The 16,330-nt window shown below is 60.6% G+C and carries 18 protein-coding genes; 13 read left to right on the top strand and 5 right to left on the bottom strand.

Translation table 11 applies throughout. The annotated features are described in order from the left end of the window. Positions 1-319 precede the first annotated feature (319 nt). From ACL58G_RS29130 to ACL58G_RS29110, 5 genes are all read right to left on the bottom strand, one after another. Positions 320-1,348: a relaxase/mobilization nuclease domain-containing protein gene (locus tag ACL58G_RS29130; protein ID WP_440963975.1), complete on the bottom strand. Its 1,029-nt coding sequence runs from the start codon at positions 1,346-1,348 to the stop codon at positions 320-322. Continuing rightward, positions 1,338-1,904, bottom strand: a complete 567-nt coding sequence (mobC, locus tag ACL58G_RS29125) for a plasmid mobilization relaxosome protein MobC (protein ID WP_440963974.1) — start codon at positions 1,902-1,904, stop codon at positions 1,338-1,340. The genes ACL58G_RS29130 and mobC overlap by 11 nt, the downstream gene beginning before the upstream one ends. Before the next feature lie 549 nt (positions 1,905-2,453). Beyond that, on the bottom strand, positions 2,454-3,515 hold the full coding sequence (locus tag ACL58G_RS29120) for a ParB/RepB/Spo0J family partition protein (RefSeq protein WP_440963973.1): 1,062 nt from the start codon (positions 3,513-3,515) through the stop codon (positions 2,454-2,456). Further along, positions 3,512-4,318 (bottom strand): ParA family protein, encoded by an 807-nt coding sequence (locus ACL58G_RS29115; RefSeq protein ID WP_440963972.1) that lies wholly within the window; start codon positions 4,316-4,318, stop codon positions 3,512-3,514. The genes ACL58G_RS29120 and ACL58G_RS29115 overlap by 4 nt, the downstream gene beginning before the upstream one ends. Then, on the bottom strand, positions 4,315-4,626 hold the full coding sequence (locus tag ACL58G_RS29110) for a TrfB-related DNA-binding protein (RefSeq protein WP_440963971.1): 312 nt from the start codon (positions 4,624-4,626) through the stop codon (positions 4,315-4,317). The genes ACL58G_RS29115 and ACL58G_RS29110 overlap by 4 nt, the downstream gene beginning before the upstream one ends. A 141-nt stretch (positions 4,627-4,767) precedes the next feature. On the opposite strand from ACL58G_RS29110, the gene ACL58G_RS29105 reads away from it, so the two are divergent. Genes ACL58G_RS29105 through ACL58G_RS29045 form a run of 13 tightly spaced genes read left to right on the top strand, consistent with a single transcriptional unit; the run spans position 4,768 to position 16,330 of the window. Continuing rightward, positions 4,768-5,196, top strand: coding sequence for a hypothetical protein (locus tag ACL58G_RS29105; RefSeq protein WP_440963970.1), 429 nt, complete (start codon positions 4,768-4,770; stop codon positions 5,194-5,196). Beyond that, a complete protein-coding gene (locus tag ACL58G_RS29100; RefSeq protein WP_440963969.1) occupies positions 5,189-5,476 on the top strand; it encodes a TrbC/VirB2 family protein in 288 nt (95 codons plus the stop codon). Before ACL58G_RS29105 ends, ACL58G_RS29100 begins: the two co-directional genes overlap by 8 nt. A 1-nt stretch (position 5,477) precedes the next feature. Further along, positions 5,478-5,852 (top strand): type IV secretion system protein VirB3, encoded by a 375-nt coding sequence (locus ACL58G_RS29095; protein ID WP_440963968.1) that lies wholly within the window; start codon positions 5,478-5,480, stop codon positions 5,850-5,852. Then, positions 5,849-8,305 (top strand): VirB4 family type IV secretion/conjugal transfer ATPase, encoded by a 2,457-nt coding sequence (locus tag ACL58G_RS29090; RefSeq protein WP_440963967.1) that lies wholly within the window; start codon positions 5,849-5,851, stop codon positions 8,303-8,305. Before ACL58G_RS29095 ends, ACL58G_RS29090 begins: the two co-directional genes overlap by 4 nt. Further along, entirely contained in the window at positions 8,302-8,973 is a 672-nt protein-coding gene (locus ACL58G_RS29085; protein WP_440963966.1) for a type IV secretion system protein, read from the top strand. The genes ACL58G_RS29090 and ACL58G_RS29085 overlap by 4 nt, the downstream gene beginning before the upstream one ends. A 32-nt stretch (positions 8,974-9,005) precedes the next feature. Further along, the gene (locus ACL58G_RS29080) at positions 9,006-9,275 is read left to right on the top strand and encodes an EexN family lipoprotein (RefSeq protein ID WP_440963965.1); all 270 of its coding nucleotides are present in this window, start codon (positions 9,006-9,008) and stop codon (positions 9,273-9,275) included. Positions 9,276-9,286: 11 nt separating this feature from the next. Next, complete coding sequence (locus tag ACL58G_RS29075; protein ID WP_440963964.1) at positions 9,287-10,309, top strand: type IV secretion system protein; 1,023 nt, start codon at positions 9,287-9,289, stop codon at positions 10,307-10,309. A 10-nt stretch (positions 10,310-10,319) separates the two neighbouring features. Further along, positions 10,320-10,472: a hypothetical protein gene (locus ACL58G_RS29070; protein WP_440963963.1), complete on the top strand. Its 153-nt coding sequence runs from the start codon at positions 10,320-10,322 to the stop codon at positions 10,470-10,472. Between the two features lie 11 nt (positions 10,473-10,483). Beyond that, complete coding sequence (locus ACL58G_RS29065) at positions 10,484-11,347, top strand: virB8 family protein (protein ID WP_440963962.1); 864 nt, start codon at positions 10,484-10,486, stop codon at positions 11,345-11,347. Next, positions 11,344-12,153: a TrbG/VirB9 family P-type conjugative transfer protein gene (locus ACL58G_RS29060; RefSeq protein ID WP_440963961.1), complete on the top strand. Its 810-nt coding sequence runs from the start codon at positions 11,344-11,346 to the stop codon at positions 12,151-12,153. Before ACL58G_RS29065 ends, ACL58G_RS29060 begins: the two co-directional genes overlap by 4 nt. After that, positions 12,150-13,343: a TrbI/VirB10 family protein gene (locus tag ACL58G_RS29055; protein ID WP_440963960.1), complete on the top strand. Its 1,194-nt coding sequence runs from the start codon at positions 12,150-12,152 to the stop codon at positions 13,341-13,343. The genes ACL58G_RS29060 and ACL58G_RS29055 overlap by 4 nt, the downstream gene beginning before the upstream one ends. After that, entirely contained in the window at positions 13,340-14,410 is a 1,071-nt protein-coding gene (gene virB11 / locus ACL58G_RS29050; protein ID WP_440963959.1) for a P-type DNA transfer ATPase VirB11, read from the top strand. Before ACL58G_RS29055 ends, virB11 begins: the two co-directional genes overlap by 4 nt. Positions 14,411-14,419: 9 nt before the next feature. Beyond that, positions 14,420-16,330: a type IV secretory system conjugative DNA transfer family protein gene (locus ACL58G_RS29045; RefSeq protein ID WP_440963958.1), complete on the top strand. Its 1,911-nt coding sequence runs from the start codon at positions 14,420-14,422 to the stop codon at positions 16,328-16,330.

Raw genomic sequence — 16,330 nt, 5'->3', positions numbered from 1 at the left:
AGAGACTCACCATGCCGTGGAAAATCCAGATACGGTCGTATGACCGGCTATCGCATCCATTATTTTCCGTAATTTCCCACGAGTATCTTTAGGCCGCGTTGATGCCCCTATTTCGCTTGGCCGAGCCCAGAAAACCATGCGTGAAACGCTCAAACCCGTCGGCAAATCTAATCAACTTAGCTCGGACTAAGTTGGTTAGACCTCATCGTGAAACCAAAACCCGACCAGCCAAGAAATTCTTACTTAATATGTGCAAAGTCAGAGTCACATATTTCACAGGTACATTTATAACTGTTTCCGTACCGCTCAGTTACTTTGCTCACTCAGACGTATCTCTATCTTGCCCGTGTTGCTGGCGCAACCGTTCCTGAACTTGGACGATAATCGCGCGTTGCATCTTTCTCTTCTCGCTATCGACAGGCGGTAACGCCCGCGCATAGCGCTCCACTTGCTCAGCCAGCTCGATGTCATCTTCTTCACGTAGACGAGCTGCGCTTTGCATCAGGTCCCGAAGAACGTCGCTCCGTCGTGCTGCCATCGCTACTTCCCACGGCTTAGGTTCGGAATGGCCGTGTTCGAGTTCAAGGGCGGCGTGTGCAAAACGCCTCGCCTTTGCAGTTGAAACAGCACCGCGTTCGTGGATATGATATTCCGCGCTACCTCGTCCCTTTAGCGATACCCCACGTTCGGCTCGCGATGTCGCGTTAGCGTCGATACCGTGAGCCCTGAGTTCGGCGGCAAACGTTTCACGCCAGCCGCGTAACGTACTTTTCCGGATACAGAGACGCCGACCATCCTCATCCTCAGCGCGAACCACGACATGCACGTGCGGATGCGGTGGCGGACTGTTGCTCGGATCTGTCTCGGGCGTGTGTAAGGCCATGAGATATTGATGCTTGGAGAAGTGCTCCTGTGCGAATCCCTGTACTGCAGCGAAGAGCTTGTTCGGGTCTGTCTTGGCTGGCATGGAGAAGATGATATTGAAAGATTGGTGCAGAGCTTCGCCTCTTCGGTCGTGAGCGCGTTGCAAGTCGAGGTCCCACGATGCATGCGTGGCCATGACGTTATCCCGACCACTTATGCGTTCACCTTTCTCGTCGGTAGTGATCAGCGCCCCGTTGCGCGAGATATAGTTCATGTAGCGCAGCACGCCAGCGAAGGTTGTGCCCCCGCCTTTAACTTTGATGACGACCTCGGGAACCCGTGTAACGGTTCGTCGCAACTTGCCCTTGATCGCTTCCCAGTCATCTTGCGCTTCAAACTTTGGCGCTTCCGGCAGATAAATGAAGCGGCGCAGGCCTGACTTACGTCCGCTTCGCTCCGGGACAATCGTGCGATCAATGGACATCTGTAACTCCCCATCCCCGCAGATTAGCCAGAATCAGTTCCTTGATCGCCACGGTCTCCACGTCAAGCAGCATCTTAAGCAGCTCGAAATCGTAGGCCATTGCAATGTGTGCATTTTCAAGTGAAGTGTTGAGCTGCTTGGCGATCTGGTTGACGTTGCGACCGATGTCAGCTAGCTGGCGGGCCACCTGGCGTACGGCGTTGATCTCGTCATGGCACAGCACAGGGCGATTGTCGACGTGGACGTACAGTAGATTCGCCAGATAAGAACTGCGGTGCCAGCGCCGTCCGGCTGCAAGACGTCCCAGTTCATCGTAGTAGTAGGGTTCAAGGCGGACAAAGACTTGTTCAGTCTTGGCACCGGCATTCACCTGCTGGGACTTCACGGCAGGTAACTGCGTCGAGGCCGACGTGTAGACGGTCCCGCTTTGCTCCGCTTGGATGAAGTCTGTAATCAAGGTTGCGGCGAGGCGCGACGCTGTCAACGTTCGCGACCGCGCGATCGCATCGAAAACTTGCTTGGTCTCGCTATCAACTGCTGCTCCGATCACTGCCATGATGGCTCTCCCGCTTAAACCAACGTTGTGGATCGACTTGGCTGCTGCTCGTGCGACGGCTTGCGTTCAACGGTTCTGTCTTGCTTTAGGTTTTAAGAGGGCAGGATAGACTGACGTCTCGCGTTGTTAATCCTTGCGGATTAACAGACGGGTCCTCGTCCCTCCGGGACTGCGGGCACATATCTCAAACCTCACTCACAACCACAACGCCCTTGGGCGCGACGGCCCGTAACGCGGCGTGAAAGACAACTTGCAGGGTGATCCCACCAACCGCTAGGCACGCCCCACCGATTAACAGCGGTGTACGATCACGCAGAAACAGCAGGCAGAAGAGAAAGAGGATGAACCCGCCCACAACAGCCAAACTGGCTATGGGAACGAGTACACGCCCCAACAGTAACAAGACCACGTAAAGGCTGCACCTGACCGCTTCGAGCGCCGCCTTACCAGCCAAGACAACTACCTTTTTCGATACGCGGCTCACGTCCACGCCCTCGCAAAGTAGATGGTTGATGTTCTATGTAGATGATTGACCGCTTCGTGACGGCATCACTTGAATACCAACTCGGACAGAGGCACGTTCAACGGTACTTCAGCGCCGTCCACGATGATCGATACCGTTGTGCCTGGGACGACACAGGCGCGTTTGCCCTTGTACTGAACGATGACCACGCCATCGTCAGGTGGCGGCGCGTCATTCGTTATCGCAGGCGTGTTCAATTGCGCACCACCGGGTGGGCTTTTTTCGTCATGACGAAATTGCCGTGCTGCCGAGGCAGCAGCCGGCTCGGGCGAGAGGACTTTTTCGTCATGACGAAATTTTGGTGTTGTCGACGAACCCGTCCGTTTGGACTGCAGCACTTTTTCGTCATGACGAAATTCAGTGGAGGAAGTTTCTGCTACCGCACCTACTTGATCTTCGCTGAAGGCAGGTCGGCAGCAGCGGAAATTTTCCAACGCATCCTTGATCCCTTCGCGGGTAACCTGCGGGACATGCTGGCACCACGAATCAACCTCCACGGGGAACTCTTCCCAGGCCTGGCGTAAGTCATACAGCGTCCGCGCAGACGTGACACCATTGGAATAAGCCCGGTTTACGCACTCCGGTGCGTCGATGAGCGCTAAGTGCTCGGTGATGAAGTTCTGGTTCTTCTTCCGCATCCGCTGTGCGATCTCGCCCTTTGTATCGCCCGCATCCAACCGGCTCTTGATGAAGAGGGCACGCGCTCGCGTACTCAAGCTGGTCCGCAGTTCGTTCTCGTTGAACTGGTCGTAGCTGTCGAAGCGATCATCCACGAATCCCGGTATCGTCGACAAACCGTTGTTGCGGACCGACTTATGGCGGCGATGTCCGTAGTTGATCACGTACTTGCCGCGGATGGTCGGGTGAGGGCGCACCGAGATCGGCGTCTTTATTCCGCGCTCGGCGACGTCGGCATCGAGTGCTTTCTGGGCCTCGACGGCGGCGGGTGCATTCTCGTCGTCCGCGTTGCGCGGGTTGTCAGGATCAGGAAGGATGTCATCCACCGGGATCGGCAATGGCTGCCCCTTCGCTGCACGCTCTTCATGTGCGAGATCGGCGAAGCCGGTGAGGTTCATGCGCGTGTTCATGTCGCCACTCCTGTTCCTTCCATTCTTTCCATCAGAATGTCGAACACAGCGCGGATTTCCTTCCCCGCGTCGCGAGCGGCGCTCTTGACGCGGCCGCGGTTTTCGCCGGCTGTGCTTTCCCTCAAGCCCCACACCGGCACCTGCGCGCCTGCGGCTTCGCGGTAGGCCTGGCGGTCCATGATCGGCTTCGGGAACATGTACTGGTGATGCGAGGCCAGCAGCTCCTTGAAGTCCTGGACTTGAGCCGGCTGGCGCATATCGAACTCGTTGGCGAGGATGCCGAAGTTGACCAGGTCGGGATTGAAATGCTGCTGGATGAATTTGATCCGCTTGATCACTTCGGCCGACACCGCGACGCTGAAAGGATCGATCTTGCAGGGGATAATCGCGAAGTCGCTGGCGACGAGGAACGCGTTGGCGATCCGACTATTGGCCCCCGGCGTATCAAACGTCATGTAGTCGAAGTGCGGGGCCAGTTCGGCCAACCGCGCGCGCAGGTTCTCGACCAACTCGGCGTCGTCGAGATCGGACTGCTCGATGTCGCGCAGGCGGATCCTGTCGGCCGGTATCAGCACCAGATTGGGAAAATCGTCCGGCAAGGGCAGGGGCTTGTCCAGAAATAGGTCGGCCGCGTTGAATTCCGTGATCGCATGCGGCGCCATTGCCTGGCTCGCATTGCCCTGTTCGTCGCCATCCACCAGGGCCGAGCGACGTCGTCTCTCCGCCGCATGGTGGGCGAAGTTGTAGCCAGTCGTCGTCTTGCCTGTACCGCCTTTCTGGCTCACTGGCATGAATTTGATCATTTCAGTAGCCTCCTTCTCGCGATGTCCGCCATCTCTTCGACCACGTCGGCGACGTTGTCCGGAAGCGCCACGCTGACGGCCCGCCAGCCGTCGGGACGGTTGCCCGACTCCACATGCGTGCGCCACGCGCGCGCCACCATCGCACTGACGCCTTGCACGGTCATCCGCAACTCCGTTGCGATGTCGCGCTGCTTTACGCCGTCCACCAGGACGCGGCGGATGTGCTCGATGTTCTCTTCTTTTTGACGCTCCAGATACGGCCGGATGAAATCGAACTCGGCCGGTGTCAATCGCTTCCGTACGGTCATTTGCTCCTCCCCGGGAACGCGGCCGTTCACTTCTCCGCTAGCTAAAAGGTACGCGTTTAGTCAACGCGAAACTCTGCGTTGGATTAAATCGGCGGCGTGGGGGAGGGCTAATGTAGAACGCATAACCCGTTAAGGATGCCCATGTCACATCGTGTCGCTCTCATCATCTTGTTGTCGGCGGTCGTGCCATATGTGCAAGCTCAGCCTTTGTATCCGGTCGTCGCCAAAGCGGAACAAAAGGCCCGCGACGAGGATAGGCGCCTGATCCTGCAGACCGAACTCGCGTTGGAGCGCGGCGCACTCGCCGAGGTAAAAGCGAGGCCTGGTGCGGGCACTTCGAAAGAAGACAGGGATGCCGTTCACCGGCACGAAGAAAACATCAAGGCGCTCCAGCGCGAACTGGATGGTGACGCGCAAAGCGGTGGCGAAGCACCTCGACGTCTTTCAGTCAGGGCACTTCGCCCGTCCGCAGGTACTGCCGCGCGTGCGCCGAGATTCTGGGATCCGTACAACCGGGATATCGACTTCAACGATTCATCAACCAGCCAAAGGAGTGACAGCCATGAGTAACAAGACTCAACGTGCACTTGCGTTCGTGCTTTGTGCAGGTCTGCTCGCACTGCAAGCTTCGCCTGCAATGGCGCAGTTTACGGGCGCCGGAACGCAGGCCACCAACTGGTTCGTACAACTGCTTACACCTGTCGTGCCGCTCGCGGTCGCGGCCGTCGGCATCCTGTGCCTGACGGGCCGTGTCAACTGGGGATGGTTCGTCGGAGGTGTCCTGGGTACCGCATTGTTCTTCGGCCGCGACCAGGTCGTCACCATGTTCCGCGGCTGGTTGGGGGCATGAGATGGACCGCGAGGAGGGGATAGACGTCGATCCGCTCGCGGTGGCGCTCACCCGGCCGTCGACCATCCTCGGCGTTCCCTACGAGGCGTGCATGGTGAATATCCTCGTTTCGGTCGAGGCGTTGTCGCTGACCGAAAACCTGTTGTGGCTGCTGATGTGCATTCCGGTCCATGGCATCTGCTATCTGATCACGCTGAACGATCCGCGGTCCTTCGAGCTCCTGCTGCTGTGGGCTCGGACAAAGCTTGGGACGCTCATTGCGACGCGGTGGCATTGGCATGCGTCGTCATACAGTCCGCTGGCGTTCCGGGAGCGATTCGGCTCATTCAAGCGTTGGCGCGTCAAGCGGCATTTGAAACTGGAGGTCCAGGCATGAAAACCTCGGAATCACGCAAGCTCGCGATGGGGCGCGAAACGCCGGTCGAACGCAACGTGCCGTACGAAGGTCATTTGACGCCGTCCATCATCGATACCAGCGCGGGCGAATGCCTGTGCGTACTGCGGCTGGCTGGCGCGTCGTTCGAATGCGCTGACGACGACGAGATCAACAACCGGCATGCACGCCTCAATCGCACTGTCATGAGTCTCGCGGACCCGCGTATCACGGTCTGGCAGCACATCGTGCGCCGGCGGGAGAGCCAGTATCCCGACGGCGTTTTCCAGGCGGGCTACGCGCATGAATTCAATGAGCGCTACAAGGCCCGGATTTGCAGCGAGCACCTGATGGTCAACGAGCTGTACATGACCATCGTATTGCGGCCGTTCCGCAGCAAAGCCCAAGGACTGTTTTCGACGCTGTTATCGTCGCGTACGGCCGACGACATCAGGAAGGCGCGCGCGGAACAGGTTTCGGAACTAGACCAGATCGTTACCGATCTCGTCGCGTCGCTGGGTTACTACGAGCCAGAGCGACTCTCCGCGTACGAACGGCACGGGGCGCTTTTCTCCGAACCTGCCGAATTCTTCAATTTCCTGCTAACCGGAAGATGGGAGCCCGTGCTGTATGCGCCGGTACCGCTCAAGTACCAGGTCGGCGGAGCACGCCCTGTATTCGGCAACGAAACCGTCGAGATACACGATGCGGACGTGAGCCATTTCGGGGCGATGCTCGGCATCCAATCCTACCCACCCGAGACGACACCGCTCTTCCTTGACGAACTACTGACACAGCCGGTCGAACTCGTGGCCACCCAGTCGTTCGAGTTCCAGGCGCAGGACGCAGCGTTGCGGAACATGCGGATGAGGACAAACCGCATGGAGAATGCCGGTGATGCGGCGAGATCGCAGATCGACGAAATCCCGGAGATCGCTGACGACCTCACGTCCCGCCGGACCGTCATGGGCAGTCATCACTACAGCGTTTTCGTGAAAGCGGACTCGCTTGACATGCTCGATCGGGAGGTCGCCGAGGTGCGCCGTGTCCTCGTCGACGCGGGCATCAAACCGGCACGCGAAGATTTGGCGCTCGAGGCGGCGTTCTGGGCGCAGCTGCCGGCCAACTTTGCAATGCGACCGCGCCTGTCACCCATCAACAGCCGCAACCTCTGCGGGTTTTATCCGCTGCATAACTTTCCCGTCGGGCGCCGCAAGGGCAACCATTGGGGAGATGCAATCGGCATGCTGATGACCGCGGCCGGCACACCGCATTACCTCAGCCTGCATGCATCGGACCCGCAGGCGGCGAACGGGGGCGGAAAGAAGGACGTCGGGCACACCGTCCTGTTCGGACCCAATGGATCGGGCAAGACGGCTACCGTGTGCTTCCTATTGGCGATGATGCAGAAATTCGGTGTGACCTCAGTGCTTTTTTCCAAGGACCGCGACACCGAAATCGCAGCCCGGCGCCTGGGAGCGGACGTATATACGCTCCGGATGAACGAGCCGACCGGCCTGGCGCCGTTCCAGCTCGACCCTGCGGAACCATCGAACGTGCGCCACCTACAGCTACTCGTGCGAAAGCTGATGAGCCGTCCGGTCGTTACCGAAGCCGGTCTCGAAGTCGATACGAAACCGTTGACGGTGCAGGACGAAAAGGATGTGGACAAGGCGATTGCCCATGTGCTGGATATGGCTCCCGCTGCGCGCCGGCTCGGGCGGGTGCTCGACTTCCTTCCGAAAGGCGAGTTGTACGAGCGCCTGGCTCGATGGTGCCATGCACGCGAACCAGGACGGCAGGACGGTGCGCTTGCATGGGTCTTCGACAACCCATCGGCCACGATCGCCAACGAACTCGGTACAGTGCGCACCACCGTATTCGATACCACCGCATTCCTCGACGACGCCGAACTGCGCACCCCGATCGCACTGCACCTGTTCCATCTGACCGGGCGCCTGATCGATGGAAGGCGCCTGGCCGTGTTCTTCGCCGAATTCTGGAAGTCGATAGGCGACAAGCAGTTCGCCGCGTTCCTCAAGGACCTCCTCAAGACCCTGCGCAAGAAGAACGGTCTCGTCGTACTCGATTCGCAATCTCCGAGCGACGCGTTGCGGCATCCCATGGCGCGTACGCTGATCGAGCAGGTCGCAACCATGATCCTGTTCCCGAATCCCGGAGCCGACCGCGCCGAATACCAGGAAGGCCTTGGGCTGTCGGACCGGGAGTTCAGCCTCATCAAGACGGATCTGCCCGAAGGTTCGGGAATGTTCCTGCTCAAGCAGGGGCGCCATTCCGTGGTGGCCAAGCTGCCGCTCGCCGGCATGGACGACGACCTGGCGGTACTGTCCGCGCGCACTTCCAACCTCGAACTGATGGACCGCCTCATCGCCCAGTATGGAGAAGACCCCGCCGCGTGGGCTCCCCACTTTGACAACGAAAGGAAATCCGCATGAAACTTCGCAACCTGATCGGCACCGCTGTGCTGGCCTGCGCGTCCGCACAAGCCTGTGCCCAGCTGGCCGTCATCGATCCGGCCGTCCTTGGAGAAGCCATCAAGCAGGTCAAAGCCTGGAGTGACCAGTACAGGCAGATGGCGACGCAGATCGAGAGCGTCAACTTCCAGATCAAGTCCATGACCGGCGATCGCGGTATGTCGCGCCTGTTGCCCGCTGCTGTCCCCGCATTACCGCCGGACTGGGCTCGTTCGATGAGCCAGCTTTCCGTGCTTGCGCAGCAGATCCGCAGCGCGCAAGCGGTGCTTCGACCGGATCAGGCAGCCCAACTCGCCCCTGAACTGCAACGCTTCGTCGCGCAGGCGCAGGACGTCTCCGCGGTCAACCAGGCGATGGCGCAGACCGCATTTAACGACGCGGCCATGCGCCAGGCCAGGCTGCAGATCCTCACCGACACGCTGGCGAGAACCGAGGACCCGAAGGCGGCATACGACCTGGCCAACCGGATCGCCATCGAGCATGTGGAACTCGTCAAGGACCAGAACCAGCTGGAAGCTGCGGCGAACGGCGCCGCCGCACAGGACCGCGCGCAGCGGCTGATGATCAGCCAGATGCGTGCGGGCTCGGTCGGAACGTCGATCCCGCGCGTGGAAGTACCGCTGCCGTGAGCGTCGACCCTCAACCGTTACCGGAGGACTTCATGAAATCGATCTTATTCGCCATATCGATGGCGGTTCTCATGCTCGGATGCGGACGGGAACCCGCCGTGGCGATCCCGGAACTGGGCGACCGCGTGCTCACGGTGGATGAATTCGTGGCGCGGCCGGATTTGCGCAACAAGGTAAGCGCGTTATGCCGGAACGATCCCGGCAGGATGGGAGCGACGCCGAATTGCGTCAACGTGCGTCGGGCTGACCACATCGCATCGATGGGGACCGCCGACAAGCTTCGTCTCGACCTGACCCGCTAGGAGCGTCGATCATGGCCACGCCGACCCTCTATCGTGACGGCATGAATTACATCAACGCCGTGTGCGAAGGCTATGTGGGCGAGAACGTCGTAGCGGTCGCGCGGGTGGTTGGTCCGTTCCTGACGACGATGCTGGTCCTTTACGTGGCCCTGTGGGGCTTCGCCAGCATACGGGGCCTGATCAAGGAGCCCGTCAGCGAATTCATCAACCGCGTCGTGAAGCTGAGCGTGATTCTCGGTATCGGATTCAACGTGGCGAACTACAACGTCCTGATCACCAACACGTTCCTGCGCGGTCCGGACGAGTTTATCGCGGGGCTGGCGCGCAGTCCCGGCCCCGATGGCGTTATCAGCGGGCTCGACGCAATGTTGAACGATGGCCTGCTGCTGACGGCTCGATTCTGGTCCAAAGCCGGTGTCCTCGACGGCGACTTCGGCATGTACCTGATAGCGGCCGCAGTCATCATCATGACGGTCGTCGTCACGGCCTACGCGTTCTTTCTGATGGCGCTATCGAAGGTCGTTCTCACGGCAGTCGTCGCCCTGGGCCCCGTGTTCTTCATCGGCCTATTGTTCGAGGGCACGGCGGGATTCTTCAATTCCTGGCTGCGCCAACTGGCGAACTATTTTCTCGTGCCCGTACTCGTGGTCATGGTCAACCTGCTGGTCATGAAACTGTTCGCGAGCGCGGCCAGCGGGCCGGCAGCGATGAGGTCGAGTGCCGAGGTGGCGGAGGTTTTCCCGTTCCTTGCGATGGGCCTGGTGTGTCTCCTAGCGCTGGCTTCGGTGCTCAGTATCGCCGCTGGCCTCGCTGGTGGAGTTTCCCTGTCGTCGTTCGGGATGGGCCGGTTCGCAGGCAAATTGCTGAGCTTTAAAGGTATGGAACTGGGCAAGCAGATTGGCGTGACGGGTGTACGTCCGGTCGCCTGGACCGGCAAGAAAATCGCCCGAGGTTCCTGGGGCGCCTACCAGAACAGAAGCCGCAATTCGATTCGTCCGACGAAGACCAAAACGAAATTGTTGACCTACAAATAGTGAGGAGCAAATGCGCAAAATTCTGATCATGCTGGCCACGGCCAGCGTACTGGGCGGGTGCGCGAGCGCCTCCCTGCCGGGATGCGACGGCAGCGAACGCCGTCCGATCAACGTCCCGTCCAGTGCCCAGGCTGGATACCCCAGCTGCAGCGCTTCCGCATAAAGGAGCTTTCGATGAACAGCCGTTCCAAAGCAGATCAACTGGTCGAAGAGTTAGCCGCTACTCGTGCGCTGATCGACGCCCATGCCGACATCCAGAAGATGCTCGATCTGGCCGCGGACGAAGCCGATCGCCGGGCTCTCGCCGGCGAAACGTCGCGTCGCGTCGCATGGCGTGTGGCAGGTTCGTTCGGTGTCGTCGCCGTCATCTCCATCGTCGTGGCCGGCGGCGCCGTCCTGACGGCGATGCGCCCAGCGCCAGCGCCGCAAGTATTGGTGGTCGAACGTGCAAACGGCATCGTGCAGCCATTGATTTCACTGGCCGAGTTCCAGATGTCCCCGGAAGAGGCGACGATACGCCGGAACGTCAACACGTTCGTCCTGGCACGCGAGGGCTACAGCTACGAACAGGCGGATACCCACTACTACACGGCCGCTGCATTCATGAGTCCGCAACTTCAGGCGCAATGGGCGCAGAAGTGGGACAAGTCCAATCCCGAGTCGCCACCAAACATGTACAAGAAAGAGCGGAGGGTACGCGTCAAGGTCGGGGCCATTACCGTGCTGCGCAACGGTCTCGGCACGGCCATTGGCGCGCGCGCCAGCTTCTCAAGAACGGAGCTCGCGAACGATGTGGAGGAAGGGCCGACCGAGTGGATTGCCAACATCTCGTTCCATTGGGTGAACCAGCCCACGAACGAGCGTGACCGGCGCATCAATGACCTCGGCATGGAAATTACCGACTACACGGCCGACCGCGACCTGGGACCGGCCGGGCGAGGCGCCGCCGAACGTGCGGCGCCTAGGTCTCCCGCGCGCCAGGCGGCGTCTCCCATGGCGCTCGTGTCGCCAACCAACGCCCAGCAGGTGTCTCCATGAACAAGCGGTTCATCTTCGGCCTGGTCACGCTTGTGGTGACGGCTACGGTCCATGCCGCCCAGCTCCCGGAGGCAGGGAAGAAGGATGCGCGCATCCGGTTCGCCACGTACGACCCATACGACGTGGTGACGATCTATACGCGCGACGGGCTCGAAACCCACATCGTCTTCGACCATGACGAGAAGATCGTCGATATGACGGGGGGCGACGTCGATGCATGGGGCGTGGCGACCAAGTATTCCCGCGACGGGTTGTTTATCAAGCCTGCGGGCATCCTTCCCGACGCGAACCTGCACGTGGTGACGACGAGGCGGACCTACACGTTCGACCTGAAGCGGGCCAGGAAAGACAAGGGCGAGGTCGGCTTCATGACGGTTTATTTCCGCTATCCCGCCGCCGAGCACGCCGCTAGTGCTGAGCCCAGCGCGGCAGAGCAGGCGCGCGCTTTGCTGGATGCATCGCCACCGGTCGCCAACCGGCGTTATTCAGTCCAGGGATCGAGCGAACTGGCACCTGTGGAGGCGTGGGACGACGGCAGGACGACGTTCCTCCGGTTCCGTGCGACTGGGAGCGTCCCGGCCGTGTATTCGGTCCGCAGCGGGGAGGATGCGCTGGAGCAGATCGAAAGCCCGGTCATGAAGGATGACGTGATGCAGGTGCCCGGCGTGCACCGCAAGCTGGTGATGCGTATCGGACGTGAAGTGGCCTGCGTGTTCAACGATGGTTTCGATCAAGACGCGCGGCGTCCCGCCACGAGCACGGCGTCGGCGCAGGTCGATCGTATCCTCAAAGGAGCCACCAAATGAATCTGTTCAAGCGCCGGCACGATGAAGCCGACATCGAGGACGAAAACAGCATCGAAGGCGAGCGTGTCCTCGACTCGGTCAACAGGGGGATTACGCTGCAAAACAGGCTCACCAACTGGGCGGTCATCCTGGGAGCCTGCCTGCTGGCCGGCCTCCTGCTCTACAAGTACTACGCGGGCATGTACAGGCATTACGAGGAAACGAAGACCGCGCCGAAGGACGTCACGCGCACCCTGGCCACAACCACGTTGCCGCCGCTGTCGATGCCGGATCCCGCCCCGGTGGAGGTGCCGGTCGCTGCGAAAGATCCCGACAATCTGCCGCCGCTCCAGACATCGACAGGTACAGCGGCCTCCACCAAACCAACATCGGCTGGAGGCGCGTCCGACCAGCAGCCGGCCAGGAGCCAGGCGGACCTGGTACGGGACCGCCGGCTGAAACGCGAGGTGCGCTTCAGCCTGGACGGCGCCGGCACGACGGCATCGACTGTCCTTGGCCAAGCCCGCACGTCAACCGACGAGGCGCTGACGGGAAGTGCGTCCCGCACGGCCACGACCAGCCCTCCGCAACCCGGCGGATACACCGCAGCGCGCGCCTACATGCTTCCTGATCCGACACTCATGATGACCCGAGGTAAGGTGATTCCCTGTACCGTTGTCCCTGCGATCGACACCACGTTGACCGGAACCGTCACCTGCGTGACCGCGGTGGACGCGACGAGCGCCGATAACAAGGTATCGCTGATGGATCGCGGTACTTACTGTGTCGGCAAGCAGGGCGGTGGCGTCATGCATGGGCAGCGCCGGGTCGGCATCATCTGGCAACGCTGCGAGACACCGCAGCATGTGCTGGTACCGCTCGACTCGGATGCGGCGGATTCTCTGGGGCGCCCTGGCATTCCCGGAGAGGTCGACAATCATTTCTGGGACCGATTCGGTTCCGCCATCGCGCTCAGCCTAATCACCGATATCGGGCCATACCTCGTCGCTACCGCCCAGCGCGGAAACGGAAACACGACGATTGCGTTCCCGGCGATCACCGGGCCGCAGGAGGTCATGTCCGAGGTGCTGAAAAGCACGGTGGACATCCGGCCGACGATCACCGCTCCGCAGGCCAGCCAGGTGTTGATTTACCTGGCCGGGGACATCGACTTCCGCGATGTCTACGAACTGGAAAGGAAGCGGCCATGAACGACATCGCCATCGCTACGGAAGACGCTTCCACGCTGGCACTGCACTTGGAGCCGATCTCCGCGCACCTCAACGACGAGAGCGTCACTGAAATCGTCATCAATCGCGCAGGCGAGGTATTACTGGAGCGCTCGGACGGTTGGGAGTCCGTCAGGAACCCCGCCATCTCGCATCAGTGGTGCGACGGTCTTGCAATGCTACTGCGTAATCGCGCAAACCAGGATCTCGCGGAGGACTGGCCGCTGCTTGGCGCACAGCTGCCGGGAGGTTTGCGTGTACAAATCGTCATCCCGCCTGCCATCGAAGCCGGGAAGGTCTCGTTCACGACCCGGCGTCCGATAGGCGCCCCGTTGTCGATGTCCGAGATCATCCAGGGCGGCGCTTTTGAAGACACGCGGTGCGAACAATCGTTGCTGATGACACTGGAGGAGCGGGTGCGGATCGAGGCGTTACTGCCGGAACGGGACCGCTCGATGCTCGACCTGTTCCGCAGGCAGCAATGGAACGCCTTCTTTTGTGCGGCGGTTGAAGGTCGGAAGAACATCGTGTCGTCGGGCGCGACCGGATCCGGCAAGACGACGCTCGGCAACGCGCTCGCTTCAATGATCCCGCTGGACGAACGCATCATCACCGTCGAGGACGTGGCGGAGATGCGCCTACCTCACGTCAACCAGGTCAACCTGTTCTACCCGAAGGGTCCGAATGGCGTATCGAGACTGCGGCCACGCGACCTGCTCGAGGCGACGCTGCGCATGCGGCCGGACAGGGTACTGTTGGCCGAACTGCGCGGCGACGAGACGTTCTTTTTTATCCAGAATGTCCTTAACTCGGGCCACCCGGGCACGATCACCACCGTCCACGCGACGCGGGCCAAGCTCGCTTTCCGCCGCCTCGCCCTCATGATCAAGGGGAGCGCGGAAGGGGCGGGCTTGGACCTCGACGATATCTTTGCGAACCTGTATGCCCTGGTCGATGTCGTCGTCCAGATGGAACGACTGCCGGGAGGGTGCCGCGTCGCTTCCGAGGTCTACTACGACCCGGCGTTTGCCGTCCGCCAGCTGGGGTAGGGGAATGCCATGCTCATCACTCCGATCGACAGTCCACGTCTCAAGGCAGTGGCGTTCGGCGCAATGTTGTTTGGCGCCCTGCTGACGGCACTCTACCTGGCGAGCTACCTTTTCCTGATCAAGCTTGCGAATCCTTTGCTTCCGCCGTGGGCGGCAACGCCAATGACGATACTGCGCTACTGGCAGCAGTACGGCACCGAACCATATACCCGTCGCTGGCTGATCGGCTGTCTCGTCGTGGGGGCGGTTCCAGTAAGTGCCGTCGCGATCGCCTTGTGCCGGCCCGTGCATCGTTCGCTGCACGGCGATGCACGTTTCGCGACCAGGCAAGAGGTTGCCCGTGCCGGCCTGTTCGGCGAGGCTGGCATCATCCTTGGGCGGTGGGGCCGGCGCTATCTCGTACTTGGTCGCCAGCTTGCGGCGATCGTCATCGCACCGCCGCGGTCAGGGAAAGGCGCGGGCCTCGTTCAACCCAACGCGCTTTCCTGGCGCGGCAGCATCGTCGTCAACGACGTACGCAAGGAGTGCTACAGGATCACGGCAGGATTCCGCAGCCTGTTTTCTGAAGTTCACCTGTTCGATCCGTTGTCGCCCAAGGGTCTGACGGGGCAATGGAATCCGATTTCGAAATATTACGTGCCGGACGATCCGCCGCTGCGTGTCAGCGCGCTGCAAAAACTCGCGAACCAGCTGTCCCCCGATCCGGCGTCGGGGGATCCCTTCTGGCCGGCGTCGTGCCGCGACCTGTTCCTCGGTATCGGACTGTATGTGATCGAAACGCCGTCGCTACCGCGTACGCTCGGCGAGATGGTGCGCCAGATCATGCATGGTGCGGACGATTCCGTGAGCGACCACTGGAAGCGGATCATCCGCGAACATGACAAGTCGGAGAATCCACTGTCGCCTACGTGCAAACGGATGCTGTACGACTTCATCGCCCTGAGTCCCCAGACGCAGTCTTCCGTACGCAAGACGTTCACCGCGAAATTACAGTTGTGGACGGACCCGCTCGTTGATGCCGCAACCAGTGCCGACTCCTTCAACTTTTACGATCTGCGCCGCAAGCGCCTGTCGATCTACCTCGGCGTCAATCCGGGAGACCTGGATCGCCTGTCCCTGCTGATGAACCTGTTTTTTACGCAGCTGCTGGACGCGAACATGGACAAGATGCCGGAAGACGATCCGACCATCCGTCATGAACTGCTTCCGATCATGGACGAACTGGCTGCGCTCGGCCGGATGCCCATTATCGAAAAGAGCATCCAGCTGATGGGTGGTTACGGCATCCGTCCGCTGCTGATAGCGCATTCGGTTCCCCAGCTCCGTGCCGTCTACGGGCCGGACCATACCAAGAACATCATCGCGTGCTGTGGTGCGCGCGTCGTGTATGCGCCAAACGATAACGAGTATGCGACAGACATCTCACGCGAACTTGGTACGTTCACTGCGGACAGCACGTCGGATTCGCGGCAGGCCATGAGCGTGCGGCCGGGCAACGTCACCAGGTCAAAGGCGGCCCGTGCACTGCTCAACCCGCAAGAGGTCAAGATGATGGGCGTGAATAACGAGATCGTCTTCGTCGAACATTGTCTGCCGATCTTCTGCCGCAAGATCTGGTACTGGCAGCGCCTCGTCTTCCTTCGCCGCGCGAATCGCCCGCTGCCGGAAATCACGCCGATCGAAATCAGGATGCCGGCGCCGCCGCCACCGCTGCTCGAGAAGGATGACCTCCCCTCCGACAAAGCGAAGTCGCCACGCGACATCACGCCACAGGACGTGCCTAAGCTCGGCAAATTGAAGCTCACCGATTACGCGACGGAATTCAAGAATGTCCAACTACCGAAAGGAGAAAAGCTGACCGGCGAAGATCTGCAAAGAGTTTTCGATTCCTTCATCCGAGAAGTTGAAGTAGCAACCTGA

Origin of the sequence: Massilia sp. GER05, assembly GCF_052056005.1 — a bacterium.
In the GTDB taxonomy this organism is placed as follows: Bacteria; Pseudomonadota; Gammaproteobacteria; order Burkholderiales; family Burkholderiaceae_D; genus Telluria; species Telluria orientalis.
The sequence above is the reverse complement of the archived record's forward strand: the minus strand, read 5'-3'. Positions and strand labels throughout refer to the sequence as shown.

Bases quoted from the DNA above. Each gene is read 5' to 3' on its own strand.
- ACL58G_RS29095 (WP_440963968.1), top strand. From the start codon at position 5,478: ATGGACCGCGAGGAGGGGATAGACGTCGATCCGCTCGCGGTGGCGCTC.
- ACL58G_RS29115 (WP_440963972.1), bottom strand. From the start codon at position 4,318: ATGATCAAATTCATGCCAGTGAGCCAGAAAGGCGGTACAGGCAAGACG.
- ACL58G_RS29090 (WP_440963967.1), top strand. From the start codon at position 5,849: ATGAAAACCTCGGAATCACGCAAGCTCGCGATGGGGCGCGAAACGCCG.
- ACL58G_RS29085 (WP_440963966.1), top strand. From the start codon at position 8,302: ATGAAACTTCGCAACCTGATCGGCACCGCTGTGCTGGCCTGCGCGTCC.
- ACL58G_RS29055 (WP_440963960.1), top strand. From the start codon at position 12,150: ATGAATCTGTTCAAGCGCCGGCACGATGAAGCCGACATCGAGGACGAA.
- ACL58G_RS29065 (WP_440963962.1), top strand. From the start codon at position 10,484: ATGAACAGCCGTTCCAAAGCAGATCAACTGGTCGAAGAGTTAGCCGCT.
- ACL58G_RS29120 (WP_440963973.1), bottom strand. From the start codon at position 3,515: ATGAACACGCGCATGAACCTCACCGGCTTCGCCGATCTCGCACATGAA.
- ACL58G_RS29080 (WP_440963965.1), top strand. From the start codon at position 9,006: ATGAAATCGATCTTATTCGCCATATCGATGGCGGTTCTCATGCTCGGA.
- ACL58G_RS29060 (WP_440963961.1), top strand. From the start codon at position 11,344: ATGAACAAGCGGTTCATCTTCGGCCTGGTCACGCTTGTGGTGACGGCT.
- ACL58G_RS29110 (WP_440963971.1), bottom strand. From the start codon at position 4,626: ATGACCGTACGGAAGCGATTGACACCGGCCGAGTTCGATTTCATCCGG.
- ACL58G_RS29045 (WP_440963958.1), top strand. From the start codon at position 14,420: ATGCTCATCACTCCGATCGACAGTCCACGTCTCAAGGCAGTGGCGTTC.
- ACL58G_RS29075 (WP_440963964.1), top strand. From the start codon at position 9,287: ATGGCCACGCCGACCCTCTATCGTGACGGCATGAATTACATCAACGCC.
- ACL58G_RS29100 (WP_440963969.1), top strand. From the start codon at position 5,189: ATGAGTAACAAGACTCAACGTGCACTTGCGTTCGTGCTTTGTGCAGGT.
- ACL58G_RS29105 (WP_440963970.1), top strand. From the start codon at position 4,768: ATGTCACATCGTGTCGCTCTCATCATCTTGTTGTCGGCGGTCGTGCCA.
- ACL58G_RS29070 (WP_440963963.1), top strand. From the start codon at position 10,320: ATGCGCAAAATTCTGATCATGCTGGCCACGGCCAGCGTACTGGGCGGG.
- virB11 (WP_440963959.1), top strand. From the start codon at position 13,340: ATGAACGACATCGCCATCGCTACGGAAGACGCTTCCACGCTGGCACTG.
- mobC (WP_440963974.1), bottom strand. From the start codon at position 1,904: ATGGCAGTGATCGGAGCAGCAGTTGATAGCGAGACCAAGCAAGTTTTC.
- ACL58G_RS29130 (WP_440963975.1), bottom strand. From the start codon at position 1,348: ATGTCCATTGATCGCACGATTGTCCCGGAGCGAAGCGGACGTAAGTCA.